The following is a 24,567-nucleotide window of genomic DNA, read 5'->3' on the forward strand; positions in this document are numbered from 1 at the left end:
TAACCCGCTCTTGTCCCGAACCCTCCCTGCTCGACTGTTCTTCGTTGCGGGCCGTTAGAGTCGGCGCTGCGCTCGCTACACAAATTTTTTTAAGACTAAAGTACGTACCAGTAATTTAGGGAGGTGGTGTTTGCACTATAAGGGTGTTCTAGTCGCATTAGCTCTCATACTTCTCAGCCTTCTACCAGCTACAGTAGTCTCGTCTTACGCGCAACCAGGCGACGGCGTCTACTCGGTTAAGTACATAGTGGTCAAGGTCTCCCAGGTACCGGCGTTGATCGGCTGCAGACAGGACAGTCTAAGGGCGGTCACCTATCTACCGGGCGGGGGCATAGTACACGGACGCCTCTTCATCGCCCCCAGAGAGTTCGTCGCGTCCAATAGTACGCTAAAGGGGCTGATCGAGATCCCAGTACTCGGAAACGGCCTGGTCGACGCGGACACCGTGCTCATGGTCCAACTACTCGTACCTCAAGCAGGGAAAGACCAGCACGCGGCGTACCAGCCTGGAGTAGGAGAGACCTTCCCATGGCCGGTTGAGTACGCGAAAGACAGGGTTAGAAGCAGGGCGATTGTACAGGTAGAGCCGGGCAGCCTCGTAATCGACCCCGCTAGGGGATTAGAGTACGCTCAAGCACCGATGACTCTAGGGCTCTACTGTGATAGAGACCCGAGGGGCTCTAACGCTGTCTTCGATAAGGACGTCCTCCAAATTCTGAAGTACGCTGTTGAGAAGGGGGTGTTCTCGGCGGTTAGGATAGTCAGGGAAGAGCACTTTAAGGGGTTTGTTGTAGACCTCAAGAGAAACTCCATTAGCGCTGTGCTTTCTGACAACCAGTACAGTACAGAGTCGGTGAGTAGTCAAGGCCTGATCGTTATTGAGGGCGGTGGCGGGCCAAGCCAGCTCTATCAGTTTGTCTACCCGCTCGTACCGCCCGAGTTCGCGAAGTATTTGGCGGGGGGCATCTCCTACAACTCCATCTATCTAGGTCCCTACGTCTACAATGTGAAGTTGAATATCAAGTTCTCGGCGGTTAGCCCCGGTAGCGTCTTAGAGGTAAAGTATGTGCTCAAGAACATCGACCCCACGACAGGCCGGGTTTTGAGCATACTCGAGTCGAAAGACTTGTTCTTCGAGGCCCCTACAACGCCGACTCTTATTACGTTGTACCCGTCCAACGTCGATTACTACGGTAATTTGAGCATGGACATCTCGTTGAACACGTGGGTGAAATCGTCGGGCACGTTACAGAGCGGGGGGAACATCTCGCTTAGGACACTGTCCGTCTACGTGGAGAAGCTCTACCCCGAAATGCCGATACCACAGACGAGGAGAGCCGTGCAGGTCTTGTCTACAGGAGTCCAGTCCAGCATACTGCCTTCCAACACCAGCAGCTACTTCAGGGACGCGGGGGCCTACTTCTACGTGCCCTACACTATCTCGCTGTCGGCTACGCTTATCAACGGGCAGTACTTGAACTACATTACAGGCAACGGTAGTATAAAGGTCAGGGTCGTAATAGACAACGTCAGCCCCTTTGGTACTTCAACACCCTTCAGCGGCTGGGTGGCCATATATGTCAACAACTGGCTTTACACTAACAAGACTGTGTCCAGCCGCCTCGTAGGGAGCGTATACATGGCAGACACCTACACCGAGGTACCAATCGAGCTGGCCCTCGCGTATTTCGAGATGGCGGCGGGACCTCTCCTGACTATTACAGTTAACGCGACAGACATTTACGGCTCCCGGTCTTATATAAGGGCGTACGTCGACGCCTGGGTCGAAGAGTGGTACGCTCCAGAGGTGTGGAACCCCTACAACCCGTGCCCCTGGATAATCTACCAACCCTCTTCAATCCAGGTGTTCGCGCAGGCGATAGAGAGCGACCTGAGAGTTGTTGATCATCCCACAACCATACTTGGCGTTAGCTTGGCGGGGGTTAATCTAGGTGTTGTCACAAGAGCAAGCACGTGGCTGGCCTTTGAGATAAAGGCCTCAGGCGTGAGAACAAGTAATCTCGTCACCGGCGTACACTCGATAAACCTACGAATCAGGATGCCCCTCGAGATGGCCCGATACGTCGGCCCCTCTGCCATCTTTAAGTCGGGTGCTTCAATAGGAGGGGAAGAGACTGTCGTACAGCTAGCTGGTATTACACACTCTCTGATATCTTTCATCTTTAACGTCCTGGAGTACGCTGGAAAAATCAGTTCGGACGTCGCGTTGGTGATTGATACCGTTTTCACCATTCTTGGTATACTATTGGACGTCAGATCGGGGGGTGTTAGCGGGGAGAACCTCCGTACGTGGAGCGACGGGCAGTTCTACTACGTTCTCTACGAGTGGTCCCCAGCCTTCCAAACTGTTGAATGGGCCTCGGCTAGGATTTATTTGAACTCTGGAGGGGTCGCTATCCCGTCCAACAGATCGTACGTCATTTACGTGTCGGGTAGCGTGAACGGGAAGGAGCTCGGCGAGTTTCCTGTGAGTGTGTACTTGTTGCCCCCTCCCATCCCAGAGTACGACGAGCCTAGTGGTGTATATGGTGTATTCAATGCCTGGTGGTAGTCTCAGGCTACTACTAAACATTCTCGAGTACATCGGGGTCGTCACTCTGCTTGTTCTGCCCGCATCCTTCGCATACTCGTTTGTGATTAAGAGCTACTTACTAGCGTTCCAAGACGACAGAGTGCTACCCTACGTGACGGGTCTTGAGTTCACCCTGGCACTCTTCCTCCCAATCTTTCTCCTGCTCCTCCCACTATACGTGGCCGCTAGGGAGGGGGCGCTCGTGCCACCCGTAGTGATACGTATAGTGAGGAACACTGCCTTCGTGTTCGCGCCGTATACCATGTATTCTCTAGTGGGAATCCTGTTGTCAGCCTTCGGTATTAGGAGGTTGATCGACCCCGTTGTCTCGTTCTTTATCGTGGGGGTTATCCTCTCGCCGATTCTAGGGTTCCTTGTTTTGGCGATCTTCTTTCTCATGCCGGCTCTCTCGTGCTTCATAGTACACTACGACGGAGAAGTAAGGTGGGGTGCCTACAGGTACCTCTGGAGCATCGTCAAGTCCCTGTGGGTTAGATCGCTGGCAGGCTCCCTGCTAGCCCTATTCGCATCGGCTATTGTAGGCCGAGCCCTCTTCTTAACTCTGGCACCCCTCTTTCCCAGCTTCTTCCTCGAGAAGGTCGTAAGCTACACTGCGTACGACTGGTGGATAAGGGGCTTACTTGACAAGTACATCCTGAACTACCTCAGCGTTGTCCTGGGCATCCCCAGCACTATAGTCTACAGCGTGATAGCTATAGAGGTCGTGAGAGGTAAGTGTAGGTCGGTCACAGCCCCAAGCGCGTGAAGCCTCCGGCAGAGGCCTTTTTTAACAATTGGTTTAACCCGAAGTGCGGGGGGTGGGATTCGAACCCACGCAGGCCTACGCCATCGGGTCCTGAGCCCGACCCCTTTGACCTAGCTCGGGCACCCCCGCTCAGTTAATATATTTATTTGGAGACCCGTTTTAAGCAAGGAGGGTTTGCCTAAAGCGCCGGGGGCGGGATTCGAACCCGCGTGCCCCGTATGGGGCAGTAGGTCTCTCGCTCTAGCCGGAACTCGAGCCTACCCCCTTAGGCCGCTCGGGCACCCCGGCTCAACATATTCTATATTGTTAGAGCGGTTTAAATCGCTCGTTCTACTAGGGACTTCACGAAGCCCGTGAAAACGGGGCTCGGGCTCAGCGGCCTGCTCTTGAACTCCGGGTGGAACTGGACTCCTAGGTAGAACCTGTGCCCCTTCAACTCGACCACCTCGACAAAGCCCTCATCGCTCCAACCCGTGGGTTTGAGGCCCGCCTCGCTGAGCTTGTCGACGTACTTGGGGTTCACGGTGTACCTGTGCCTGAACCTCTCGTAAACAGGTGTAGTGCCGTAGAGCCTCCATACCAGGCTGTCCTTCTCGAGGTTCACCTTGTGGGCGCCTAGCCTCATAGTCCCGCCCAGCCTGCTCACGCCCCTCTGCCAGGGTATCAAGTCTACAACCGGGTGCTCTGTCCCCGGGTCTAGTTCCGTGCTGTTAGCCCCCTCCAAGCCGAGCACGTTCCTCGCCGCCTCTACCACCATGAGCTGCATGCCGAAGCATATCCCCAGGACGGGCTTACCCTCCTCCCTGAGCTTCTTCAAAGCCCTAATCTTGCCCTCGGCCCCCCTCTTCCCGAAGCCTGGTAGTATGACGGCGCCGTCGTACTCGTCGAGGACGTCCAGGTTCACAAGGCCGCTCTCTATGTCGGTCGACTCGATCCAGCCCAGGTTGACCCTCGCTCCCACCTGGGCGGCAGAGTGCCTCAACGCCTCCACGATACTTATGTAGCTGTCTCTGACCTTGGTGTACTTCCCCACCATGGCTACTTTAACTTCCTTACTGGCACTCCTCGCCTTCTCGGCTAGCGAGGACCAGTCGCCTAGGTATGGCTCCCTGTAGTCTAGCCTTAGCACTTCTGCCACGTACTTGAGTAGCCCCTCTCTGTGGAGGATTAGTGGCACCTCGTAGACAGATGAGACGTCGGGGTCGCTGAACACCGCCCTCTGAGGCACGTTGCCGTAGAGGGCTATCTTCGCCTTCTCCTCCTCGTTTAGCATCCTACCAGACCTCACCACTATCGCGTCTGGCTGTATACCGATCCTCCTGAGCTCCTGGACGCTGTGCTGGACGGGCTTGGTCTTCAGCTCGCCAGTGGATATGATCGGGGCCAGGGCCACGTGAATGAACACCGTGTTCGAAGGCCCCTCCTCGAGCCTCATCTGCCTAATTGCCTCTAGGAAGGGGAGGCCCTCTATGTCCCCTACCGTACCTCCTACTTCGACTATGAGTACGTCTGAGCCGCGACTCCTCGCCACCTCTCTGATCCTGCTCTTGATCTCGTCTGTCACGTGGGGGACGACCTGGACGCACTGCCCCAGGTACTCCCCTTCCCTCTCCTTCTCCAGGACTGAAAGGTATATCTGCCCCGCAGTGATGTTGTTCAGCCTCGACATGTCCTTACCTAGGAACCTCTCGTAGTGGCCTAGGTCGAGGTCTGTCTCGCCACCGTCCCCGGTCACGAAGACCTCTCCGTGCATGTAGGGGTTCATAGTACCAGCGTCTACGTTCAGGTAAGGGTCTATCTTGACAGCGTCGACGTTGTACCCAGCTCTACTGAGGAGCAAGCCTATAGATCCCACTATAACGCCCTTGCCCAGGCTCGAGAGGACTCCTCCTGTTACAAAAATGTACTTGACCAAGTGCCCTTGCCTTAATTAGCCTTACGTTACTTTATAAACTTGAAGCCAGATATGTTGATACATGGTCGACAAGACTTCTCTAAAGTACGTTACATGGGATGAAATACACAAAGCTCTAGCAGTGCTATCCAGGAGAGTGAAGGAGACCTTCAAGCCAGACATACTAGTGGCGATCGCTAAGGGGGGGTACATCCCGGCCCGTATACTCTCGGACTTCCTTAACGTCGGCGAGATAGGGTTCGTGGAGATAAAGTTCTACAAGGAGATCGGTAAGACGAGGGAGAGGCCTGTTGTCTACCAGTTCTCGCTCAGGAACATCGAGGGTGTCAACGCCCTACTAGTAGACGACGTCGTCGACTCGGGTAGGACCCTGCAGACGGCGACAAACCTCTTATCGAACTTCGGCGCGAAGGAGATCCGTAGCCTCGCCATATACGTCAAGAAGTGGAGCCCGGTCCTGCCCGACTACTACTGGGAGGTCTCGGACAAGTGGATCGTCTTCCCGTGGGAGATATGTGAGACGGCTCGCGAGGTCGGCGGCGGCAACCTGCCACCAGAGGTGGGTGTTGTAGAGCACTGCTACTAGCAGTGCTACAGCACGAGGGCCGTTATCACGGCCACCGACAAGACGGTCAGTAGTACCGAGTAAACCACGTAGACGCCCTCGTCGAAGACCATGAGGCTGAACATGTCCATTACCCTCCACAGCTCCGTGTTGGGCTCCTTGATGTGCACGTGAGCCCACCAGCTGGTCGGGAACATGAAGACCCAGAACGCGATGTAGGCTATGTAGACCATCGATGCCACCATTCTACGCCTGGACCCGCCCACCTGCAGGGCCGCCAGCCCTATCCCCGGCACGAAGTACTGGTAGTTCACTCTCCAGTACGAGGTCGTGAAAGCCAGGTAGAGGAGGAGTGCCAAGAGGCCCGCGTCGCGCTCTCTGGTACTAGTGAGCCAGATTGCCACCAGTACGTTTAAGACCAGGTAGAAAACCCACCAGTACGAGACGACCCACTCGTAGTCACCCCCACTGTACTGGTGCATGTATGTGGCTAGGCTCGACAGCCCGTTGAAGCTGTACACAATCGGGTAAGTGTACCCTGGTTTCAGCGAGGCGAGCACCTCGAAGGCCTTGGACAGGGTCTGGCTGTAGTAGGCTGCGAAGGGCGCGAAGGGCGATAATGCGCCCAGTACGAATGCCGCGAGACCGGATAGCCTGCTCTTTAAGCACTTGTCCTCCACCAGACTGGAGACCAGTACGCCTAGTGAGGCGGGGGCTACGTTGGGTTTGAAAGTCGCGGCTAGCCCCGCCAAGGCCAGGCTCGGCAGGCGCCTACCCGACCTGTACAGGTAGAGGGACGCGAGTATGAGGCTCAGGGGTATTTGGTCGAACATGCCGTAGACCGAGGAGGTGTATATGACCGCGGGGTTTAGGTAGTAGAGGGCAAAACCCACTAGCGCGGCCCGGCCGCCACTGTACCTGGACAGAATGAGATAGATCAGGACGCCCGACACGACGTCGAACGCTACAAACAAGCTCTTACACGCGACCACCCACTCGACGGGGACGTAGACGTAGTAGTTCCCGCTATTCCAGTACGCCAAGACAGGTTGTCTAAGTAGAGCCCTGAGAGGTGCTAGTAGAAGTACTAGCTGGGGGCCGTAAACATAGGGCCAGTTGTAAGGCCACCCCTCCTCCGCGTAGAGCTTCGCGTCCGCGTACTTGTAGAATTCGAGTCCGTGTCTCAGGAAGGTGTCGGAGAAAGAGGCGAACTGTGCTATATCGCTTCCCGAGGTGTACGGTACGAAGACCAGCCGTATCATTAGGCCTGCTACCAGCATCAGCGAGAAGGCGTAGTCCCTAGCGAGCCCCCTCAACATTTAGGAGGACCCGTGTACTAGTGGGGCGGCTGTAGCTAATAAAAGTTAAAGCGACTCACGGCTTGACGCTGAAGTACAGCCTCTTCTTACCCTTACCTTTATTCTCTACCCTGAGCAGGGCTATCTCGCCTATCTCGAGGGTGTTCTTGACGTGGGGCCCGCCGTCGGCCTGTACGTCTACCCCTGGTATCTCCACTATCCTCAGCTTCTCGACTCTCGGCGGCGCCCTGGAGGCCAATTTCACGATCCCGGGTATCTTCATGGCCTCGTCGTAGGGTAGCCAGTACACCTTCACCTCGATGCCCCTCTTCACGACGTTGTTTGCCATCTCGACAGCCCTCTGGAAGAGCGCCTTGTCCGCCGACTCGAGACTGTAGTCGTCGTAAGCGTACTCGGGGCTGACGTTGCCGCCCGTGATCAGCGCGTTGTACTCGCTGTACATGATCGCCGATATTATGTGCGCCGCCGTGTGCAACCTCATCAGCCTGTACCTCCTCTCCCAGTCCAGGACCAGCCTAACGACGTCGCCTGGCTTCAACTGGAGGTCGCCCGCGATCTCGTGGGCCACGTCGCCTGTGTCTCGGTCGTAGTATACCGACTCCACTCGAGCCGAGGACCCGTCCTTCACAATAAAGCCCTTGTCGTTGTCTACGCCACCGCTCCGCGGGTGGAAGATCGTCCTGTCTAAAAAGACCTTGTTCCCGACGACGTAAACGACTTTGGCGTCCAGCTCTTTGATGTACGAGTCGTGTTGATACACCAGCTCTGTCAAACAGTCCACCTACCACTCGTGTAACAGTAGCCGGGCGGGGATTCGAACCCCGGTCACGGGGTCTCCTCCCTGTGTGAGGACCAAAGCCCCGCATCCTTGGCCGCTAGACGACCCGGCTACTGGTAGGAGATATTACTTGCGTAGCTTATTAAACTTGGGACCGAAAAGTTTATTAACCCCCAGGATAAGGGTTTAATAGAGTGTGCCTAGGTGATCGTATTTAAACTTTACTCTTCTAGGGGGTGACCGTTTTGAGCGGTGAAAAAACCTCCTCTACTCCTAGTCAAAGCCCCAACGTTTCGAAGTGCCCTCCTAACAAGATCATTTTCGACCATGGTAAAGGCGAGTACGTCTGTCTCGAGACCGGCGAGGTGATCGAGGAGAGGGTCATAGACGAGAGAGCCGAGTGGAGAGCTTTCACGCCAGAGGAGAGGGAGAGGAGGGCCCGCACGGGTGGGCCTATTACGGGTACTGTGCACGACATGGGCTTTGCGACTTCGATAGACTACGCTGACAAAGACGCCTCCGGGAGGAGGATCATAGAGAAGAAGGCTCAGCTACAGAAGCTGAGGAAGTGGCAGGCGAGGACCAGGATTCAGAGCAGTGTGGACAGGAACCTCGCCCAGGCCTTGAACGAGCTGGAGAGGATCGCAGAGCTCCTAAACCTCCCCACTCACGTCAGGGAGGAGGCTGCCAGGATCTACCGCATGGCTGTCGAGAAGGGCCTGGTAAGGGGCCGTAGTATAGAGAGCGTTATAGCAGCCGCCGTCTACGTAGCCTGCAGAGAGGCGAGGGTCCCGCGCTCGCTCGACGAGATAACGAAGTACACGAGGATACCCAGGAAGGAGATCGCGAGGTGCTACAGGCTACTACTGAGAGAGCTGGGCATCAAGGTCACCGCAGTAGACCCGATAGACTTCATCCCCAGGATAGCCCACGCCCTAGGGTTGAGTGGCGAGATAATAAAGAACGCTACGGAGATCCTGAACAAGGTGAGGAACAAGGGGGTGACCGCTGGTAAAGACCCAGCCGGGCTGGCCGCCGCGGCCGTCTATATAGCCGCTATAACGGCGGGCGAGAAGCGTACACAGAAAGAGGTGGCCCACGTCGCTGGAGTAACCGAGGTCACCGTGAGGAACAGGTACAAGGAGATAATCGACGCTCTGGGGATCCAGGAGAAAATGGAAGAGTGAGAGAAAAACCTTTTTTGCTCAGTCTATTATAATCACGTTCTCGGGTGGGAACCCGAACTCGTTAACGAGGATCTCCTTGACCCTATGCCTGTGGTCTCCCTGTAGCTCTATAACACCGTCGTCTCTATAAGTTCCTCCGGCTGCGAGCTTCGTCTTCAGTGTCTTGGCAATACTCTTCAAGACGTCTTTTTCCTGTGGTAGGCCTTCGATCACCGTCACGGCCTTGCCGAACTTCCTCATGTCAACCCTTATCTTTATGATCTGCTCTTCGCGGCCTAGTTGTTCGCATATCTCCGGGGGTAGCCCACCACAATCCAGCTCTTTTGCCACCATTACTTTATCCAACCTTTGATCCGAGGTATTCCGTATCTACTTTTATCCTAGTAGCCTTAAAAACTTATTTAAACAATAAGAGTCTATCCCGGGGATGTGTCGGTTGGTCAAGTACGTGTGTGGCAGGTGCGGCTACGTCTTCGACGAGGAGGAAATGAGGGTTTACAGAGGTAGGATTAAGTGCCCGCGCTGTACGTACGAAATTATCTACAAGATCGCTAGGCCTTACAGGCTGGTCAAGGCCGTCTAGTTCTTCTCTGAGAGAACACCTCTATTCATCGAGTAGGGCTTGTCTGCTACTGCTAGGTCTTCGAGGTCGTGCGAGACTACGACCGTGGGGACTCCAAGGGCCTTCACGAGCCTCGCGATCTCCTTTCTCAACTCCCTCCTAGACTCCACGTCTATGTTGGCGAAGGGCTCGTCTAGCAGGAGGACGCGGGGGTTTGAAGCGAGCGCTCTGGCTAAGGCTACTCTCTGCTGCTGCCCGTAGGAGAGCTCCCAGGGCTTCCTGTTCTCGAAGCCCCGGAGGCCTACGAGCTCTAGGATTTCGCTCACCTTCTCCTTGGTAGGCCTGATCTTCCTACCCCTCATAGCGTAGGCTATGTTCTCGTAGACGCTCATGTGCGGAAACAACAACAGGTTTTGAGGCAGGAAGCCAACCCTCCTTTTCTCTGGGGGCTTGTTGACCTCGACCCTCTCATCCGCCTTGAAGACGACCTCCCCGCCTATCACTATAGTGCCTCTCACTGGCCTGATGATGCCCGCTATCGCTTTCAGGAGTGTGGTCTTGCCTGCCCCGTTAGGCCCCTGTATCACGGCGATCTCGCCCCGCCCCACACCAAGGTGCCCAACCCTCACGCTGAAGCCTCCGACTATTACGAGGAGGTCCTTAACCTCGAGACCTTCCCCAACCACCACTCCTCATCACCCTGGCGACGATGCTTATGGATAGCGATACTACAACCGAGAGCAGTATCATCGCTAGAGCCACGTTGATGTTACCAGTGCTCATCTCGACGTATATGGCGCCTGGAAGGGTCGCCGTCTTTCCCAGGATCATGCCGGCCACCATGACGGTGGCGCCGAAGTCGGAGAACGCCTTCATGAAGCCCATGAGTATGGAGGACACGAGCCCCCTCTTAGCCAGGGGGATCACCACGTTGAAGAAGGTGCTGAGAACGCCGTGTCCCAGCGTCCTCGAGACGTGCTCGTACTCCACGCTCACGTTCTTGAAGGCGTCAGTCATGGGGGTGATCATGGTGGAAAACGCCAGTACGAACTGCACGAGGACAGCCCCGTTCAACGTGAAGAGCAGGTTAAGCGCGTTGTTTAAGGCTCTGCCCACGCTCGTCTGGACAATGAATAGTAGAACAATGCTGCCTGTCGCGACAGGAGTTAGCATGAAGGGGAGGGATAGGATAGACTCGACCAGTAGAGGCGTGAATCCCGCTCTCCTCGAGAGCAGGTAGGCGACGACAACAGCTAACGGCGTCGCTAGTAGCGTGGCGAGCGAAGCTGCGACTAGGCTGAGCGATAGCGCGCTCTTGAACTCCCACGAAGTGAAGGCGGCAACCAACGACTCTACACCAGAGCTGGCTACTACACTCCCCAGAACGTACGCGACTACGAACAGCGTTGCCAATAATATTATTAACATGCCGAGATCCATTTTTACCACCGCTCTCGATTAGACTAGTCCCCCCAAGGCTTATAAGTATAACAATGTTATACACTTTTGGGGTGTTGGGTCGTATGAGGTCAATTATCTTATTAACGTTAATCATAATAGTAGTGGTCGCTGGAACCCTATACTACGTCTACCAGTCCAGTACTCAGGGTAAGACCTCGACGCCCATCCAGACGACCCCGCTAACCTCGTCCCCGGCAGGCAGCACGTCCTCCACAACTCCCTTAACGACCACCACAGCTCTCCCTACAACAACACCCTCTACTACCACCACCACTGAGAGGGTAGGTGGGGAGATAATTGTTGACGCCGCACCTATAGCCAAGCCGATCCTAGAAAAGGTCGCAAGCGTGTTCGAGAACCAGACTGGCGTAAAAGTACTGGTCTCGTACGAGGCCTCCGGGAATATCTACACGAAGATCAAGGAGGGGGTTCCGATAGACGTGGTAATTTTCGCGTCAGAGGACTGGGGCGTTAAAGCGCTGAACAACGGGTTAGTCTACTCAACCCCCACCACGGGACTCGGCTACCAGCTCGTCCTAATCTACGTCAGAAACACAGTCCCGTACAATATAACGTGTGTGGACGACCTAGCCAAGTACGACGTTAGGATCGGGATCCCGAACCCGCAGGCCGCGCCGGCCGGGGCTGAGGCTCTGAAGATAATCAACCAGAGCCCCAACGGTGACCAGGCGATGAGTAAGATCGTTGTAGCCAAGGACATCGCCGAGCTAATCACGTGGTACAAGTTGGGTAGTGTCGATGTCATTTTCGTATGGAACACGTTCAACTCGACGCTGGCTAACTTGACTAAGACCATGATCTACCCGTGGAGGTGCGGCTACAACACGAGCGTGTACTTCTCACCGGTCTACGTTTCGAAGACCAGCAAGAACGTGGAACTGGCTAAGAAGTTCGTCGAGTTCCTTTCGTCAGACTACGTCAAGAACGTGGAGAGGCAGCAAGGCTTCTTCGCCACGAAGGAAGAGGCCGAGTCCTTCATAAGGTCCACTTCAGCGTAGGTACAGCCCTATAACCTCTAATATTATTTTTGACGCCAACACAGAGGTAACGCCTCCCGGGTCTACTAGTGGGTTTACCTCCACTACATCTACGCCGACGACTCTACTAGAGCTTGCCACTAGCTCCTTTACTAGTTCCAGCAACTCCCAGGGCGTCAAGCCTAAGGGCTCGGGGTTCCCGACCCCGGGAGCGTAAGAGGGGTCTACGACGTCCATGTCCACACTGATGTAGACAGAGCCCAGTTTACCTGTGTTCACCCCTCTCCTGGCCTCTAGTACGTCCACTACCCTCACGTTATCGACGTCTTTGACGTACTCGGCCTCCTCGGCGCTCAACGCCCTCGAGCCGATGTGTACAACCCTGAAACCCTTCTCTACCAGCCTCCTGGCGAACGTGGCGTGGTTGAGTGTCGAGCCCAGGTACTCGCTTCTCATGTCGAGGTGGGCGTCGAATATAACGACTGTGTCCACGAGGTCGCCCAGCGACTCGACAATGGGTAACGTCACGAGATGTTCCCCGCCCACGAATATCTTCAGCGAGTCGGGGTAGTCCTCTTTCACGCCTTTAGCGACCGTCTTAATGTTCCTCAGCGACAGCTCTACGTCCCCCTGAGGTATGACGATGTTCCCCAGGTCGGTCAAACCGATGTGCTCGAGGCTCCTCTTGCCAAGCAGAGAGTAAAGCTCCAAGTTGCACGCCGCCTCCCTTACACTGTCGGGGGCAAGCCTCGAACCAGGCCTGTACGTCGAGGTCGAGTCGAGGGGGACGCCAACTATGACGGTGCCCGGCTCTTCCTTCTCGATGCAGCCGAACGGCTTGGTCCTCGTCAGCAAGTGCCTCCAGCTCATCTAGACACCTCGTGTGATTTGTCTTTATATTATCCGGTGATTTAATATGAATCCCCTAAGGTGGGCGGTAATTGAGCGACGTGTACGATAGACTAGCCGACCTGGCAAAAAAGAGGGGGTTCTACTGGGTCTCTTACGAGATATACGGTGGGCTCGCGGGCTTCTACGACTTCGGCCCCGTCGGCGTGCTCCTGAAGAGGAACATCGTCGAAGAGTGGCTTAGGACCTTCGTCTACGCCTTCGACTTCATGGTGGAGGTCGAGACGCCGGTCATAAACCCCCAGGTGGTGTTCAAGGCCAGCGGGCACGAGGACCACTTCACAGACCCCATAGTCGTGTGCACGAAGTGTGGTAGAGTGTACAGGGCAGACCACTTGGTCAAGGAGGCGACAGGCCTGAACGTGGAAGGGGCCAGCCTCGAAGAGATCTATAGGGTGATCGTGGAGAAGAACGTGAGGTGCCCCGAGTGTGGTGGCGAACTGTCTAAGCCCGAGAACGCCCTCCTCCTCTTTAAGACCGAGATCGGCCCCTACAAGGGGCAGTTGGGGTACCTGAGGCCCGAGCTCGCCCAAGGGATGTTCGTCAACTTCAAGACCTTGCTAAATGTAGCTAGGAACAGGCTACCGCTCGGTATAGCGCAGATAGGGAGGGTTGCCAGGAACGAGATATCGCCTAGACAGGGGCTCTTGAGGCTGAGGGAGTTCACTATCATGGAGCTGGAGTTCTTCCACGACCCCTCCGAGAGCGTTAGAGAAGTGGAAGAGTACCTGCCCTACGTTGAGGGCGAGACGTTGAACATTGTGACAGCGGATAGCCGTGAGAGGGGTGTCGAGGAGCCTGTCACGGTTACTGTCAGGGAGTCTATTGACAAGGGTATAGTCAAGAACCCGTGGCTGGCCTTCTGGATGGGGGTCGGAAACAAGTTCGTCAGGTCGCTTGGCATCCCGCCCGACAAGACCAGGTTCTTCGAGAAGCTGCCACACGAGAGAGCACACTACTCGGCTCAGACGTTCGACCAGGAGGTCTACTCGACTAAGTTCGGGTGGATCGAGGTGGCGGGGTACGCCTATAGGACGGACTACGACTTGAAGAGGCACATGGACTACAGCGGTGTAGACATGTTCTACTTCAAGAAGTACGAAAAGCCCGTTGAAGTTGTCAAGAAGAGGGTGATCGTAGACTACAAGGTCCTAGCTGAACGCCTAGGTGAGCGGTTCCAAGAGGCGTTGAAGGCCCTCCAGGGGAGGAGCCAGGAGGAGCTGTACGAGGAGCTATCGAGCAAGGGCTACATAGAGGTGGGGGACCTGAAGATAGGGAGGGAGTTCTTCACGCTGAGGGAAGAGAAGTCCCTCGTCCACGGGGAGAAGATCGTACCCCATGTAGTGGAGCCCTCCTACGGGGTTGAGAGGCTACTTTACGTGCTCCTGGAGTACTCCTACAACGTAGTCGAGGACAGAGTGGTGCTGAAGCTACCACCCAGGTTAGCGCCTTTCCACGTAGCCGTCTTCCCGCTTATGGCCGGGAGCAGGGAAGAGCACAAGGCTATGGTCTCGTTGGCGAGGGGCATCGCCCAGAGCCTCAGGGAGCGGGGGCTACGCGTAGTGTACGACGAGGAGGGTAGTATAGGTAGGAGGTACGCTAGGGCGGACGAGATCGGGATCCCCTACGCCGTTACGGTAGACCACCAATCACTCCAAGACAACACCGTCACGATCAGGTTCAGGGACACGCGTAGACAAGTGAGAGTGGGCGTCGGCGAGTTGCACGATACCATACTTAAATATCTCAGAGATAATACTATGATATGACTTTGAGAGATGGCGCGTCATGAGCCAAGAGAGTAAGGAGACTGGGGGAAGCAAGCCCGACATAAACAAGCTACTCGCAATAGTCCCGCCCGCCAGCGAGTTGAAGAAGAAGGAGACCAGTATTAAAGAGAAGAGGATTAGAGTCCAGTTCGACTCTAGCCTAGACCCCTCTAAGATGAAGATCCCCACAGAGCTCGCCAAAATGCTCGGCATTAAGGAGGGGGACACGGTAGAGCTCGTTGTGGCAGGGAAGAAGAAGTTCACCTACACAGCCACCCTGTTCGAGTCGAGCGATACCAACGTCGTGTATGCTCACCCGGACGAGTTGGCGAGGCAGGGGGTCGCAAACAACAGTATAGCCACGGTTAGGAGGGTTCACTAGCTTCGTAAGGGACGGACTACAGTACTCTAAAGTCAAGGTGTTTCCTGGATGGGATCTGAAAGCGTGGACGTTCTAACAGCTTTGAAAAAGCTCGTAGACGACTACGAGGAGATCTTGGACTTCGCCAAGGCTATACCGTATACAAGCGACAGGAAGCTTATCACCAGCTTTATACAAAGGCTCGCAGACGCGGTCGAGAGAACAGGGCGGCTCGGAGCTGAGTACAGGATAGCCGACGTCCGCGACCCAACTCTATCCAGGTATGTCCAGACCTATTACACCTACTTAACCGCAGTCTCGATACCATACCTGAAAGACCTCCTCTCCGATGCCGTGCTCGAGCTGGAGAAGAAGGGGCTTGTAGAAGAGTCGGCTAGTATAAGGAGGCTCCTCGAAAAGATAAGTGCTATGCGGCTACCCTAGAGAGGGCCGCCGTTCACCCACGAGTCTTAGTCCGTGTTCTACTCGGTTAAGCCGATCCTCTGGGCTATATCGTAGACTAGAACAGGCCTCCAGTACTCGCCTTGGGCCGCTTTAACAATGCCTATGATCCATAGTACTACTACGAGTAGCCAGAACAGCGCCGATAACACGTTAGCGAGAATACCCAGGTGTACAAGAATAAGGAACAGGTCTACTATCCACAATACCACATACCCGGCTATCACCAGGATGAACAATCCTATGGAGAGGAACGACCAGTGCTTAACGTACTTCAGGTTAGGCTTGAGGACCAGCGCTAGCACCGGCCCGACTATGGGTATCAACCACGCGATGAGACCCCAGATCTTCTCCTCTTCTTGGAGTGACATTTATTACTACACCTCTAACTCATCCACAATAGGCAAAACAACTAATAAACGCTTCTAATTAAAGACCTGTTATTACTGTTGTCCGCAGAGGCCCTTCTTCCTCATTTCTCTGTATACTTGGATGAGCTTCGCTAAGACCTCGCTACGGAACTCTCGTAGCTTCGCCTTAGGCGGCGTGTTGCCTGTCACCAGCACTATGTAGTAGTTCTTATCGCTCTGTTCCTCGACAAGTACTTTGAACTCGCCGAGCTCACTTAGAACCCTCCTGACAGACTCTAGGACTTGGTAGGGGTCGCAGTCGACAGGGAACTCGAACCTGACTTGGAACCGCTTCTCCTCCTCGACCTCCTCTAAGACTATGCTCCCCGAGAACAGAGTCGAGTTAGGTATCTTGACTAGCTCGCCAGAGTCGAGGACTACCTTGGTGTACATCAACCCTACTTCCACTACGACGCCCTTCAGGGACGGGACTATGTAGTCTAGGCTGAAGGCCTTGTAAGCAGGAAAAGTCACGGCTGATACGGGTAGGCCAGGGCTGCCGATCCTGACCCTCGAGCCTGGCTTTATGAAGCCGCTACCGAGAATTATCAGCCCGGCGAACAGGTTGGCTAGTACAGGCTGGAGGCCTAGACCGATCACGAGGCCCGAGAAAGTGGCACCGGCCAGTATGCTCTCGCCGCTGACACCCAGTAAGGCCAGTATTACGACACCAAGCACCACGTAACCAATTATCAGGACTACGTTCCTGATCAAGTAGGCTTCTCTACCTATGTGCTTGACCCTCGTGAGTATCATCGAAGAGACTAGCTCGATAGAGGACACCCCGAGTATCAGGGCCAGTGTTACCTGGATGATGGGGTAGTAGTTGACTACAACAACGCGGATCTCGTCGGGGAGGATACCGGGCTGCCTTATCGCCCAGGCTAGGATACCGACCACTATTATTAGCAGTAGCAGGTACACTAGCCTTCTCAAGTCTCCCACTAGCCTAGGTTTAAAGACAACACGACCCTATAAACGAAAACGTGAGAGGATGTGTAGGCTTATTGCGCTCGTAGACCAGCACCCGAACTACTATACTATCAGTAGACTTGTGTGGGCCTTTGTCGAGTCCAGCAGGTTCGACGAGTACTTGTCTAGGTTGACTAACGGTAGGACCTACTCGCACGACGACGGCTGGGGGTTGGCGGGAGTCGGTGCTGTAAAGTCGGGCTTCGCAGTAGTGTACCACAGGAGCCTGCTACCGTTGTTCAGCGCCTCGAGTCTCGCGGAGCTACAACTCTTATTAGACAGGCTGAAGCGCTACGACAGCGTCTACCTTATAGCTCACGCTAGGAAGTCCAGTAGAAGCGAGCCCTACGGTCTGGAGTACACGCACCCCTTCAAGTTCGAGGTAGGGGGCGGCGTGTTCTGGTTTGCTCACAACGGGGGTGTCGACAAGAAGTCCCTGGCTAAACTGATGGGGATAAACCCATGGGTACACGTAGACTCCGAGCTGGCGGGGATGTACCTAGCGAGGCGCTTGTCGGAGTGCAAGAGCAGGCTCGAGGACTGTCTCCTGGACGCTTACCGGGGACTGGTCAAGTATACCACGAGCGGGTTGAACACGCTTCTCTTGCTCCTGAGCGGCGAGAACCCCAGGCTGTTCGTCACCTACTTCTTCAAGAAGACCGGTGACAGAGCGAGGGACGGGGCTTTGAAGGAGTACTTCCAGCTATACCTACTTGAAGAGGGGGGGCTTAAGACCGTGGCTAGCTCGACTGTGGCGAAGTACTACGGAGGGGGTGGCTTCCAACCGCTCGACGAAGGCTTGTACGAGCTCGGCTTAGGCGGCCTCCGCAGGATCGGCGACATAGGCGTGGAAAGTTGAGTGAAGCTTAAAAGAGTTGTTCACGGAATATAACTATTGCTTGATGGTGGTTACTACATGAGCAAGACCTACGAGACGCTTGGAAACTTGAAAGTGGGTAGTTTCATAGTCATAGACAACGAGCCCTGTAGAATAGTGGAGATGTCGAGGGCGAAGACAGGGAAGCACGGCAGCGCCAAAGCCCACGTTGTGGCGATAGGCCTCTTCAGCAAGGCCAAAAAGACGCTGGTGGCACCAGTGGACACGCAAGTGGAGGTACCGATCATCGAGAAGAGGGTTGGGCAGGTCATAGCCGACATGGGGGACAAGGTCCAAGTGATGGACTTGGAGAGCTACGAGACCTTCGAGGTGGAGAAGGAGCTCATCGACGAGAAGATCCGGGACAAAGTCCAGACAGGTGTCGAAGTAGAGTACTTCTCGATAATGGGTAGAAGGCTCATCGTCAGGTTGAGGTAGCTCACTGTAGGTCTGGTATAAAGTCCGGTTTTGCCGCCAGCCTGATCAGCGGTATCGTAAGCCCTGGCTTCGGGTGTTTCGAGAACTCGAACCTGTCCTCGCTTAGAGACGCCACTATATAGTTGGTGTTCTTCAAGTCCTCCGCCTCTTTACCCTCGGCTATGTAGTAGTAGAACACGGGGATCCCGTAGTACTTGTAGTAGTCCCTGAAGACCCCAAGTATCCCCAAGACCACCTTATCGCCCGTCTCGAACCTCAGGATATAGGAGGTCCCCTGGGGCATGGAGATGGTGGCGGCGAGCCTGACGAGGTCAGATAGGCTGCCCAGCTTGACCGGTACCACCTTCTCTAGGGACTCCCCCATATATGCTGTACCTCTTGTACAGGTGTCTGTAGAGTCTATAGAACGTCCTGGAATTTAAACCGATAGTCCTAGGCGTAGACCTGAGAAGGCCTCTCGGTATCACGATAAACGCCTCCTCTAGACCGTAGTGCTTGTAGATTATCTCGCCCTCGGGGTTGATCAGTATCGTGGGGAGAGCGTAGACCGTGCCGTCCCTCCTCACGAACCTGCTACCCGGAACCAGAACCCACACCCTGTAGATCAACGCGAGGCTCTTCGACAACTCGATGTAGTTCTTAGGCGGTTCTACTTGCGGGAGCGCCACTATGAGCAGGTTCGCGTTGTTCTCCGTAATGAACCTCGCTATCTCAGGGTAGAAGAGCTCGTCTTCCATTAGTGTGTTGAAGACGAACCCCTTGTCTACGAACATCGGCAGGTCAACCCCCCTCGAGAGCCCGAGCCTCCTCTCCTTCTCGTTGAGCACGAGCTTCCTGCGGGTAGCCAGGCCGTCTTCGAGCTCCCACGAGGTGAAGGCCGTGGAGACGTATATCTTCGATGAGACCCTCTCGAAGTAGCCTGGGAGGACGATGTTAACACCGTAGTGGTCTGAGAGCGTGATCAAGGTCTTGACGTAGGACGACTCCCTAGTTAAAGCGAAGAACTTGCGGAGGTCGTCCCTCTGGATCACATCGTACAACTGGATAATGGGACCGTACGGCTGCATGTAAGGCAGGACAATCGTGGAGACGTTGTTCTCGCTTGCGTAGAACACTATTTTCCTCGTGGCTTCCAGGTTTAGCCTCAGCCCGGCCTCGTGAACACTCAGGTGAGCTACGGCCAGTAGCCCCCCAGAAGGCGCCTCCTTGCCCCCCGCAAACTCTACTTTCATTCACCGGGTCCTCGCAACGGCCTGCTAGCTCTCCCTCCCGCAGTAGAACGAGTAACTGTCCCTGAGCTTGCTCAGGAGTTCTTCGTTGTTCAAGACCATGCTGTGAAGCTCACTATATATCGCGTTGAGCACGCTCAAGTAGTCCTCTTTACCGGTTGCTACGTCGTCCATTTTACTCTCCAGTAGCCTCGTAGCCTCAACACCGATCATAGGCGTTTTCGCCCAGCTTCTCCTCCCTGACGCGTTGTGCGGGAACACGTCTTTGAACAGGAACTCCGCTACCATCTTGCCCTTTTTAGCTACTATTAGCCTGTTCTCCCTGATAATCACGTAGCCCCTCTCCACGAGAGTAGATATGATTTTCGCGTAAGTACTCGGTCTACCGATCCCCTTCTCCTTCATCCACGAGATGACCTCGTGGGTTTTCGGGAGTGGGGGTTGAATGAATATCACGTCTTTGACGACCAGTTTCACCGGTGTCTCGACTTCCGGCAGTTTTTTCTTGGGGTCTACAGTAAACGGCTTATACATTTCCAAGAAGCCCGGCTCGACCACGTCTACGTAGTCGGTTTGCTCCAGCGAGACTTTTTTCGCACACTCGCCCTCCGCTCCGCCCTTTAAACAAAACTCCAGCCCATACTTCTCGGCAAGAACTTTCGCCGCCTTCATCTGGCTGGCAATGAACCTCCTGAATATAAGGTCGTACAACTGGTAGTGCTCTCTCCTCAACTGGATGGGGAAGTCCAGCACTCCCTCCCTTACAAGTTCCCTCAGGCGCTCGGCGTCGATAGGCCTGGTGGGTCTTATACACTCGTGCGCCCCGCCCGTACCCCACTGCCTGGGCTTGAACAGGGCTGTGTCACCATACTTCTCCTCAATGTACTGCCTCGCCACGGCCAAGCCCGCATCGCTTACCCTAGTGCTGTCGGTCCTGTGATACGTTATCAAGCCCACCTCGAAGAGTTCCTGGGCTATATTCATGGCTAGAGAGGCCGTGAAGCCTAGGGTTCTCGACGCTTCCGCCAGCAGGGTGTCTGTCGTGAACGGGGGCGAGGGTTCCACCTCTCTCTCCTCGTGCCTCAGTTTTACGAGTCTCACCTCCACGTTCTCCTTGAAAGACTTCGACAGCTTGTCCCTCATCCTCTTAGAGGTCACCTTGAACTTTCTGCCACGAAACTCCCTCTCAGCGAGTTCGCTGAGAATGCTCGAGAACCTCCTCATCTTTAATGGTATCTCCACTCTCTTCTCGACGCCGTCGTGAGAGAGTGTCACTGAGAGCCTGTACCCGCTGAGCTTACTTTTTTTCGTCACGCCCTCGAGTACGTACTTGAGGACGGGGCTCTGCACCCTTCCGGCGCTCCAGTTGTAGTTAGGCCTGCAACAGTCGCGGACGCTCTTAATCCCCTTCTTGGGGTTATGCATTTCTTCGTAACAGTATTTGACCCACAGGTACTTCTGGAGGATAGCGGATAGCGTGAAGCCGACCCACCTATCGTCAAGCCTCCTCACGATCTGCGCCTTAACCATGTTGAGGTCTATGTCCTCTGGGTTCGTAATGGCGTTCAGGATCGCCCTCTTCGTGACCTCGTGGAACCTTATCCTCTTAATGTTCCTGTTGTAGGGCCTTAGTAGTACCGTTAGATCCCAGGCTATCTTCTCACCCTCGGTATCCGGGTCTGTGCCCACTAGGACGAGGTCTACCTCCCTAGCCAGCTCTCTCAGCACGTTTATCACCTCGAGCTTCCGCAACGCTATCTTGTCGCAGAGAGCCTGTTCTTGTGGCTCTTCTGTGAACTGGCGCCCGTCCTCGCACTTCTTAATGTCCGTGTAAATCGGGATGAACTTAGACCCGTCTCTCAAGATACCGTAGACGCTCTCGTCATCCACGTCCCTCCCGGCCAGTTTCTCGAATATGAGGTCCCTGTTCTTGCTCGCTACTAGGTCGTATACGTGTCCCCCGCTCGCGACGATCGTGAGGATGTAGTTGCCAGTGGCAACTTCGTAGGCGAGCAAGCCCTTGCCGAGAATCCTGATAGAGGGCCTTCCGAAGAACCTGGCTATCGTCCTAGCCTTGTTCGGGGACTCGACTATCAAGAGCGTGGACTTTACCAGCTGGTGCACCTTGCTCTCCTTCACCTCGCCCTTCATGACCCTCAGTACTTCCTCCCTGTCCCTATCTATCTCCGACATCACCGCGTCTAGGTCCACGTCCTTCAAGTCCTTGAACTGGAAGTCTTCTAGAACCCACCTCAGCCTCCTAGCGAGCCCCCTAAGAAGCCTGACGTCGTCTACCACCAGCACGGAAAGCCCCTTCGTCAGCCCGCCAGGGTACAGCCTACTGGTTCTACCACTAGCTTGGATGTAAGTCGTGTAGTCCGGTATCATGATGTACTGCTGGCCGTCCTCCGTCACCAGCGCGACCTCCCCCACGCTGCTCAGCTTACTCCTCACGTCCTCCCTAGACAGAAGCCTCCTGGCGTACTCGAGAGCTGTAACCAAGTCCCTTAGTAGGGGGGTCTCCTCGACCTGCTCGCCACTGAGCTTCTTCTTGAAGTCCTCCCTGACCCTGAAAAGCGCGGCGCCGCTGAGTCTCCTGAACCTAGAGGACAGCCTACCAAAGATTTTCTCCAGGTCGCGTTTCTCGTCTCCCTCAACGACCTCTAGAAGAGCCGCTATTAGCCTCAACAGGTCTATTGGGGAGACGTCCTCGAGTTTGCTACTGAACTTGTGGCGGGGTACTCCAGCGAATACTGCGTACCTTACTCTAGCAGGCATGTCAAGCCCTCTCACCAGCGTCCCGTAGTAGACCGCGACGCCGACTAAGACGTCTACATCGCCTCTCTCGAACTCAGAGAGTATCCGAGGCGGCTTCTTGCTGTGGAAGGACTCCGCTTTAACACCGCGCTCCCTCAACAACCCGGCTAGTTTATCGGCGTACTCAACGCCTTTGTCGACGGGGACGAAAACAAGCCCGCCGCTACCCAGTTTCGAGACCAGGTCTACGACCGTCTCCTCGACGCTCTCCTCGGGTACAGTGTACGTGTCCACTATATTCCTCAAAGCCTCGGGTCTCGAGCCCGCCACGAAGCCCAGGAAAACCTTGAACAGCTTCGGGTAGACTCCCCGGGGCCTACCGGTCGCGGTGTTCACCACTAATACGGTGTCTACTCTCCTCCTGACTTCGCCCAGCTTCCTCTCCAGCTCCTCGACCTCCTTCTCGAGCTCCGACCTTTCTTCGTCGCTCAGCCTCCTAGCTAGCCTCTGCGTTGCCCTGACGAGCTTAATACCCTCCTCTATCTCCTCTTCAGTAATACCTATCAGTCTCATTACGGTGGACACAGACCGCTTACTCCTCAAGACCGCGTCGACGTCGTCCATTACTACCAGCTTGTACTTGTGCCTACTCAGTACTTCGACGTTTTCCTGAAGGAACCTGTTAGTTACAAGTAGCACGTTGAAGCTGCCTTCTTCTATAGCCTTCATCGCCTTAGCTCTCTCCTCCTTCCCCATCCTACCGTAGAAGTAGACTACTCTCACGCAATCGCTCTCGGCGTTCTCGTCCTCGGCGCATAGGCGGAGACCCGCGTTCTCAGCGAGCTCTTTGACCCTGCTAATGGACTGGGTTAGTAGTACTACTGTGGGGAAGGCGACTACTACCTTGTACCCCCTGTTCTTAGAGACCAGGTAGAGCGACATAACGAGGGAGAATAGGGTCTTACCCATACCCGTCGGCGCGACAATGGTGAACGAGACCCCCCTCAGTACCCGCCTAGCCCACGTCTTCTGGGCGCTCGAGGGCCTCGAGCCCTTTGTAGCCCTAGTAAAGAACTCCTCGAACTCTCTAAGGGCTTCCTCCTCCTCGAGGAGCTTCTTCAGCCCGCCCTCTTTGTTGGCCAGCCTCTCGTAGTACGTCTTGAAGAGGTCTAGGTCTTCTAGTCCCGCCCCCGACTCGTCGATCTTCTTCTTGAGCTCAAAGAAGTCCTCGTCTCTCAAACACGACTTGCAGGGGGCCCTGTAAAAGAGGCGTAGGTCGTCGATGTCCCTACCACAGTTAGGACACGCGTGCCTGTAAACGGCTATGGGCTCGTCCAGCCTCTTTAAACCAACCTCCATGGAACCAGCCATTGTTTTCTATGTGATTAAACCGTTGAAGGACAGCTTATATAACTTTCCTTCTACAATGGGCAAGCAAAAAATTCTTAACCGACAACACCACGTGTCTTCACGACTTTGTCCGGGTATATCACGATACCCTTGTCTGTTATCTCGAATGGGTGCCTCTTCAGGCTGTGGCTGGTGCCCCTCATCTTCCAGACTATAACGCTCCTGATCAGCTCCCCGTCGACCTCGTCGAGGTCGAGCCTGACGATACCGTCCGCCGCGTGTTCTACGCCCGGGCCACCGAAACCCCTCTCTGTCACCGACACCTGTGACACCAGTATTGACGTGGTGCCTGTACCCGAGAGCACCTTCTTCAACGACATTATCACGCTCCTCGCCACTGACGGTTTAGTCAGGTATAGAGTTGAGACGCTGTCTATCACCACCCTCATAGCGTTCACGTCTTTGAGAGCCGTCCTCAGGACGTCCACGAGCTCGCCTACGTCTGTCGGGTCTTTGACGACGTACTTCTCCCTCTTCGCGGCCTCCCCGATCCCCCCGGTGAACGCGTCTACGACCGCGAAAACCCCCTGCTGCTCGTATTGCTTTACATCCCAGCCGAACTGCTTCATGTTGACCCTTACCTGGACGGGGTGCTCCTCTAGAGCCACGTACACGCCCGGCTCACCCATCTGGAGACCGTTCCACAGGAACTGGCTCGCCATTATAGTCTTACCCGTGCCCGGCCCGCCGCTCAGCAACACCACGTTCCTCTTCGGAATACCGCCGTTCAGTATCTCGTCGAACCCCGGGATACCCGTCTTTACTCTCTCTACCATCTCTGACCACCGCCAGAACAGCCGCATTAATCACTCTGGAAAAACAGTATTAA

At 55.1% G+C, this 24,567-nt stretch carries 24 protein-coding genes and 3 tRNA genes; 11 read left to right on the plus strand and 16 right to left on the minus strand.

Annotation, left to right across the window (positions count from 1 at the left end):
• Nucleotides 1-130 precede the first annotated feature (130 nt).
• Together TCELL_RS00700 and TCELL_RS00705 are read left to right on the plus strand one after the other, a co-directional pair.
• Nucleotides 131-2,572: a hypothetical protein gene (locus tag TCELL_RS00700; RefSeq protein ID WP_014736808.1), complete on the plus strand. Its 2,442-nt coding sequence runs from the start codon at nt 131-133 to the stop codon at nt 2,570-2,572.
• Nucleotides 2,559-3,359 carry a hypothetical protein gene (locus tag TCELL_RS00705; RefSeq protein ID WP_014736809.1) on the plus strand — a complete coding sequence of 267 codons (801 nt, stop codon included), beginning with the start codon at nt 2,559-2,561 and terminating at the stop codon, nt 3,357-3,359. Before TCELL_RS00700 ends, TCELL_RS00705 begins: the two co-directional genes overlap by 14 nt.
• Before the next feature lie 44 nt (nt 3,360-3,403).
• Here the strand turns inward: TCELL_RS00705 and TCELL_RS00710 are convergent.
• From TCELL_RS00710 to TCELL_RS00720, 3 genes are all read right to left on the minus strand, one after another.
• A tRNA-Leu gene (locus TCELL_RS00710) sits at nt 3,404-3,488 on the minus strand.
• 55 nt (nt 3,489-3,543) lie between these two features.
• Nucleotides 3,544-3,647, minus strand: a tRNA-Ser gene (locus TCELL_RS00715).
• Between the two features lie 28 nt (nt 3,648-3,675).
• Entirely contained in the window at nt 3,676-5,274 is a 1,599-nt protein-coding gene (locus TCELL_RS00720) for a CTP synthase (RefSeq protein WP_014736810.1), read from the minus strand.
• A gap of 61 nt (nt 5,275-5,335) precedes the next feature.
• Between TCELL_RS00720 and TCELL_RS00725 the strand changes: the two genes are divergently transcribed.
• The gene (locus TCELL_RS00725; RefSeq protein ID WP_014736811.1) at nt 5,336-5,860 is read left to right on the plus strand and encodes a phosphoribosyltransferase; all 525 of its coding nucleotides are present in this window, start codon (nt 5,336-5,338) and stop codon (nt 5,858-5,860) included.
• A gap of 5 nt (nt 5,861-5,865) precedes the next feature.
• On the opposite strand, the gene TCELL_RS00730 is transcribed toward TCELL_RS00725, so the two are convergent.
• From TCELL_RS00730 to TCELL_RS00740, 3 genes are all read right to left on the minus strand, one after another.
• Nucleotides 5,866-7,158: a hypothetical protein gene (locus TCELL_RS00730; protein WP_014736812.1), complete on the minus strand. Its 1,293-nt coding sequence runs from the start codon at nt 7,156-7,158 to the stop codon at nt 5,866-5,868.
• 55 nt (nt 7,159-7,213) lie between these two features.
• Complete coding sequence (gene alaXM / locus TCELL_RS00735) at nt 7,214-7,930, minus strand: alanyl-tRNA editing protein AlaXM (protein ID WP_048162813.1); 717 nt, start codon at nt 7,928-7,930, stop codon at nt 7,214-7,216.
• Nucleotides 7,931-7,957: 27 nt separating this feature from the next.
• A tRNA-Gln gene (locus TCELL_RS00740) sits at nt 7,958-8,048 on the minus strand.
• 124 nt (nt 8,049-8,172) lie between these two features.
• On the opposite strand from TCELL_RS00740, the gene TCELL_RS00745 reads away from it, so the two are divergent.
• The gene (locus TCELL_RS00745) at nt 8,173-9,123 is read left to right on the plus strand and encodes a transcription initiation factor IIB (protein ID WP_014736814.1); all 951 of its coding nucleotides are present in this window, start codon (nt 8,173-8,175) and stop codon (nt 9,121-9,123) included.
• A gap of 18 nt (nt 9,124-9,141) precedes the next feature.
• On the opposite strand, the gene yciH is transcribed toward TCELL_RS00745, so the two are convergent.
• Nucleotides 9,142-9,456, minus strand: a complete 315-nt coding sequence (gene yciH / locus TCELL_RS00750) for a stress response translation initiation inhibitor YciH (protein WP_014736815.1) — start codon at nt 9,454-9,456, stop codon at nt 9,142-9,144.
• 103 nt (nt 9,457-9,559) lie between these two features.
• Between yciH and TCELL_RS00755 the strand changes: the two genes are divergently transcribed.
• Nucleotides 9,560-9,706, plus strand: coding sequence for an Rpo12/RPC10 RNA polymerase subunit family protein (locus TCELL_RS00755; RefSeq protein ID WP_014736816.1), 147 nt, complete (start codon nt 9,560-9,562; stop codon nt 9,704-9,706).
• Here TCELL_RS00755 and TCELL_RS00760 read toward each other — a convergent pair.
• Together TCELL_RS00760 and TCELL_RS00765 are read right to left on the minus strand one after the other, a co-directional pair.
• Nucleotides 9,703-10,374, minus strand: coding sequence for an ABC transporter ATP-binding protein (locus TCELL_RS00760; RefSeq protein ID WP_052307193.1), 672 nt, complete (start codon nt 10,372-10,374; stop codon nt 9,703-9,705). The genes TCELL_RS00755 and TCELL_RS00760 overlap by 4 nt on opposite strands.
• Nucleotides 10,346-11,125 (minus strand): molybdate ABC transporter permease subunit, encoded by a 780-nt coding sequence (locus TCELL_RS00765; protein WP_048162815.1) that lies wholly within the window; start codon nt 11,123-11,125, stop codon nt 10,346-10,348. The genes TCELL_RS00760 and TCELL_RS00765 overlap by 29 nt, the downstream gene beginning before the upstream one ends.
• Nucleotides 11,126-11,208: 83 nt before the next feature.
• Between TCELL_RS00765 and modA the strand changes: the two genes are divergently transcribed.
• On the plus strand, nt 11,209-12,165 hold the full coding sequence (gene modA, locus TCELL_RS00770) for a molybdate ABC transporter substrate-binding protein (protein WP_157864670.1): 957 nt from the start codon (nt 11,209-11,211) through the stop codon (nt 12,163-12,165).
• On the opposite strand, the gene speB is transcribed toward modA, so the two are convergent.
• Complete coding sequence (gene speB, locus TCELL_RS00775) at nt 12,157-13,014, minus strand: agmatinase (protein ID WP_014736820.1); 858 nt, start codon at nt 13,012-13,014, stop codon at nt 12,157-12,159. The two genes, modA and speB, sit on opposite strands and share 9 nt — an antisense overlap.
• A gap of 71 nt (nt 13,015-13,085) precedes the next feature.
• Here speB and glyS point away from each other — a divergent pair, with 71 nt between their 5' ends.
• From glyS to TCELL_RS00790, 3 genes are read left to right on the plus strand one after another with little or no spacing between them, the layout of a single operon-like run.
• A complete protein-coding gene (glyS, locus tag TCELL_RS00780; protein WP_014736821.1) occupies nt 13,086-14,822 on the plus strand; it encodes a glycine--tRNA ligase in 1,737 nt (578 codons plus the stop codon).
• A 19-nt stretch (nt 14,823-14,841) separates the two neighbouring features.
• Nucleotides 14,842-15,204 carry an AbrB/MazE/SpoVT family DNA-binding domain-containing protein gene (locus TCELL_RS00785; RefSeq protein WP_014736822.1) on the plus strand — a complete coding sequence of 121 codons (363 nt, stop codon included), beginning with the start codon at nt 14,842-14,844 and terminating at the stop codon, nt 15,202-15,204.
• A 48-nt stretch (nt 15,205-15,252) separates the two neighbouring features.
• Nucleotides 15,253-15,627, plus strand: a complete 375-nt coding sequence (locus tag TCELL_RS00790) for a hypothetical protein (protein WP_048162818.1) — start codon at nt 15,253-15,255, stop codon at nt 15,625-15,627.
• A gap of 38 nt (nt 15,628-15,665) precedes the next feature.
• Here TCELL_RS00790 and TCELL_RS00795 read toward each other — a convergent pair whose 3' ends face one another.
• Both TCELL_RS00795 and TCELL_RS00800 read right to left on the minus strand, forming a co-directional pair.
• A complete protein-coding gene (locus tag TCELL_RS00795; protein ID WP_014736824.1) occupies nt 15,666-16,016 on the minus strand; it encodes a hypothetical protein in 351 nt (116 codons plus the stop codon).
• Between the two features lie 72 nt (nt 16,017-16,088).
• Nucleotides 16,089-17,000, minus strand: coding sequence for a mechanosensitive ion channel family protein (locus TCELL_RS00800; RefSeq protein WP_014736825.1), 912 nt, complete (start codon nt 16,998-17,000; stop codon nt 16,089-16,091).
• Nucleotides 17,001-17,049: 49 nt separating this feature from the next.
• On the opposite strand from TCELL_RS00800, the gene TCELL_RS00805 reads away from it, so the two are divergent.
• Both TCELL_RS00805 and TCELL_RS00810 read left to right on the plus strand, forming a co-directional pair.
• Nucleotides 17,050-17,886 carry a class II glutamine amidotransferase gene (locus tag TCELL_RS00805; RefSeq protein ID WP_014736826.1) on the plus strand — a complete coding sequence of 279 codons (837 nt, stop codon included), beginning with the start codon at nt 17,050-17,052 and terminating at the stop codon, nt 17,884-17,886.
• Nucleotides 17,887-17,943: 57 nt separating this feature from the next.
• Entirely contained in the window at nt 17,944-18,342 is a 399-nt protein-coding gene (locus TCELL_RS00810; RefSeq protein ID WP_014736827.1) for a translation initiation factor IF-5A, read from the plus strand.
• Between the two features lies 1 nt (nt 18,343).
• Here TCELL_RS00810 and TCELL_RS00815 read toward each other — a convergent pair whose 3' ends face one another.
• The 4 genes from TCELL_RS00815 to TCELL_RS00830 all read right to left on the minus strand — a co-directional run bounded on the left by TCELL_RS00815 (nt 18,344) and on the right by TCELL_RS00830 (nt 24,514).
• Nucleotides 18,344-18,706, minus strand: a complete 363-nt coding sequence (locus tag TCELL_RS00815) for a hypothetical protein (RefSeq protein WP_048162823.1) — start codon at nt 18,704-18,706, stop codon at nt 18,344-18,346.
• Complete coding sequence (locus TCELL_RS00820) at nt 18,654-19,574, minus strand: carbon-nitrogen hydrolase family protein (RefSeq protein ID WP_014736829.1); 921 nt, start codon at nt 19,572-19,574, stop codon at nt 18,654-18,656. Before TCELL_RS00820 ends, TCELL_RS00815 begins: the two co-directional genes overlap by 53 nt.
• A gap of 24 nt (nt 19,575-19,598) precedes the next feature.
• The gene (gene rgy / locus TCELL_RS00825; protein WP_014736830.1) at nt 19,599-23,687 is read right to left on the minus strand and encodes a reverse gyrase; all 4,089 of its coding nucleotides are present in this window, start codon (nt 23,685-23,687) and stop codon (nt 19,599-19,601) included.
• 86 nt (nt 23,688-23,773) lie between these two features.
• Nucleotides 23,774-24,514 (minus strand): KaiC domain-containing protein, encoded by a 741-nt coding sequence (locus TCELL_RS00830; protein ID WP_014736831.1) that lies wholly within the window; start codon nt 24,512-24,514, stop codon nt 23,774-23,776.
• Nucleotides 24,515-24,567: the final 53 nt, after the last annotated feature.

Origin of the sequence: Thermogladius calderae 1633 (assembly GCF_000264495.1) — an archaeon.
Classification (GTDB): Archaea; Thermoproteota; Thermoprotei_A; order Sulfolobales; family Desulfurococcaceae; genus Thermogladius; species Thermogladius calderae.